The 3278-nt window shown below is 36.3% G+C and carries 2 protein-coding genes; both read left to right on the forward strand.

The genetic code is table 11. The features are described 5' to 3' along the window. The first annotated feature begins 428 nt into the window (after positions 1–428). The gene (locus SGJ10_14475) at positions 429–1520 is read left to right on the forward strand and encodes a VWA domain-containing protein (protein MDZ4759329.1); all 1092 of its coding nucleotides are present in this window, start codon (positions 429–431) and stop codon (positions 1518–1520) included. Positions 1521–1687: 167 nt separating this feature from the next. Then, a complete protein-coding gene (locus SGJ10_14480) occupies positions 1688–3166 on the forward strand; it encodes a magnesium chelatase (protein ID MDZ4759330.1) in 1479 nt (492 codons plus the stop codon). Positions 3167–3278 lie beyond the last annotated feature (112 nt).

Raw genomic sequence — 3278 nt, forward strand, 5'->3', positions numbered from 1 at the left:
AGCATTTATAGGTGTTCTTCAGAATATAGAATTTATCAACATATTAACATAGTTAGACTTATCAAGGGTTTTGAATACGTGTTGTACCTGAGTAGTTACCATTATAGCTACTCTGAAGATATTATTCTCATATATATTGCGTCCCTAAAGGGAATTTTTAGTTGTCTTTTTTTAATATTACCGAGATTTCGTCCCTCTGGGACTTCAAGACGGTTTATATTAAAGCAAAAGTCACATGTGCAATATCCCAGCGGGATAAAATATCGGCAAGAAAATGGTACACACAATCCCCTTAAAGTTCCTTTAAGGACAATATTACACCTTCCAAACACTGAAAGTATGGGCATAAAATTCGCTCGTTATATAGTACTTTCGCAACCCAAAAACCAAACGAAACAAAATACCGTTTATTCTGTTATATATCACTCATGCTAGGCTTCCGTTTCTCTGATTATAAGCAACCCAATCAAACTCCATTTGATAGGCTATTCGATATATTCAAACAGTTGCTAACCTATACCAGTGGCGACTTTAATGATGCTATCAGTTGGCTTACCGAACTCGATAAAGAATATAAACTTACTGAGCCTGATTATGGCATTGGTAATTTTATTCAAGACCTAAAGGATAAAGGTTATATTAAAGATGATGAGCCTGGGTCTGGTGAGTTTGTGATTACTCCCAAAACAGAGCAAGCCATTCGGCAACAAGCTTTGGAGAAAATTTTTGGCAAACTCAAAAAAGGAAAATCAGGGAATCATGCCACCAAATATACAGGTAGTGGAGATGAGTTGAGTAGTGATAGTCGTCCGTTTCAGTTTGGTGATTCGTTGGAGCAAATATCCATGCTCGAGTCCATGAAAAATGCCCAAGTGAACAATGGTATCGCCAATTTTCAAATCACAGAAAATGATTTGGAAGTAAAAGAGAAAGAGCATAAAACACAAACTTCTACTGTGCTGATGATTGACATTTCGCACTCGATGATATTATATGGTGAGGATAGAATTACGCCTGCAAAAAATGTAGCAATGGCATTGGCAGAACTTATCAAACGCAAATATCCAAAAGATACTTTAGATATTATAGTTTTTGGTGATGATGCTTGGCAAATTGAAATAAAAGAATTGCCTTACTTGCAAGTAGGTCCTTATCATACCAATACGGTAGCGGGTTTGGAGCTTGCAATGGATTTATTACGCAGAAGAAAAAATGCGAACAAACAAATTTTTATGATAACAGATGGAAAACCTACTTGCTTAAAAGAATATGGGAACTATTATAAGAATAGTTTTGGATTGGATAAAAAAATATTGAACAAATGTTTTACCCTCGCACAAAGTTGTAGACGATTAAAAATACCGATTACCACTTTTATGGTAGCCAGCGATCCATACCTGCAAGAATTTGTACACGATTTCACACAAGCCAATAATGGCAAGGCTTTCTACACCTCACTACAAGGATTGGGTGAATTTATTTTTGAAGATTTTGAACGGAATAAGAAGAAGAGAATATAGTAAACAGTGGGCAATAAGCCTCGGCGGGCAGTGCTCCGCCTTGGCGGACGGCGTCAGCTACTGACTACTGCCCGCCGCGGTGGGCTGACTACTGCCCGCCGCGGTGGGCTGACCACTGACCACTGACCGCTACGGCGGGCTAACTACTAACTACTAAAAAAAAACTAATGACTATAAATATTAAAACACTCGGTGAGTTAAAAAAATTAGGTTATATAAGCAAAACTATTAAAGATGAATTGCGGAATAATTTGATTACGAAAATCAAAAACAAGGAAAATGTTTTTAAAGGTATTATAGGCTTTGAAGACTCGGTAATCCCAGAAATAGAACGTGCCATCCTTTCACGCCACAATATGAATTTACTGGGCCTCCGTGGACAAGCAAAGACCAGAATTGCCCGGCAAATTACAGAATTGTTGGATGAATATACACCTATTATAGATGGTAGTGAATTGAATGATGATCCACTGAATCCTATATCAAATTTTGCTAAACAATTGATTATAGAAAAAGGTGCTAAAACTCCAATTTCTTGGTTACATCGTAGCGAAAGATATATAGAAAAATTAGCAACCCCCGATGTATCCATTGCCGATTTAATTGGTGATGTAGACCCTATCAAAGCTGCAAATCTCAGACTTAGTTATGCTGATGAACGTGTGATACATTATGGCATTATACCTCGAAGTAATCGTTGTATATTTGTTATAAACGAATTGCCCGATTTGCAAGCTCGTATACAAGTTGCACTATTTAATATATTACAAGAAGGGGATATACAAATTCGTGGATTCAAGTTAAGAATTCCTTTGGATATAGAATTTATTTTTACCGCAAACCCCGAAGACTATACAAACAGAGGCAGTATCGTTACACCTTTGAAGGATAGGATTGGTAGTCAGATTCTCACACATTACCCAAAAAGTATAGAATTATCAAAACAAATTACTGCTCAAGAAGCAAAATTATCTGAGCATCAAAAACAAAATATTATAGTTGGAGATTTAATTGCAACTATTATAGAACGTATTGCTTTTGAAGCCAGAGAAAGTGAATTTGTGGATACGAAAAGCGGAGTCTCTGCAAGATTAACTATATCCGCCTTTGAAAATTTAGTGAGCACGGCCGAACGCAGAATGCTACTGAACGGAGAAGAAAAAACTCATGCAAGAATTAGTGATTTGATTGGTGTTATTCCTGCGGTTAATGGAAAAATAGAATTGGTATATGAAGGTGAGCAAGAAGGTGCGGGTATTGTAGCTCAGAACTTATTGGGCAAAGCAATTCGCAATGAATTTATACAATTATTTCCTGACCCAAGTAAATTAAAAAAGAAGAATATAGCGACTCCCTATGATAATATTATAAACTGGTTTGGCGAAGGGAATGTATATGATATATTATTATTGGAAAATGATAAAGCATATAAGAAAGGATTGGAAAATGTTCCTGGTCTTAGTGATTTTGTAGAAACTTATATTCCTAAACTTAGTAAAAATGAAAAGCTATTAATGATGGAGTTTGTTTTATTTGCTATGGCAGAACATTCGCTTATCGGGAAGAATAGTTTGCTACGTGGTGTTCAGTTCAAAGATATTTTAGGCTCTATGTTTTCTGAGAAAAATTTGTTTAGGGATTTGTAGTGCTCTCCCGTGTCGTCATTCTGAGGCACGCCAGAATAGAATCTTAAACAAACAACAAATCTTAAAGGCGTAACGAAGAATCTCTTGAAATCGGAGACCAACCTCTACCGTC

The sequence above is a fragment of the Bacteroidota bacterium genome (genome assembly GCA_034439655.1).
Taxonomy (GTDB): Bacteria; Bacteroidota; Bacteroidia; order UKL13-3; family UKL13-3; genus CANJUD01.

Bases quoted from the DNA above. Each gene is read 5' to 3' on its own strand.
- SGJ10_14480 (MDZ4759330.1), top strand. From the start codon at position 1,688: ATGACTATAAATATTAAAACACTCGGTGAGTTAAAAAAATTAGGTTAT.
- SGJ10_14475 (MDZ4759329.1), top strand. From the start codon at position 429: ATGCTAGGCTTCCGTTTCTCTGATTATAAGCAACCCAATCAAACTCCA.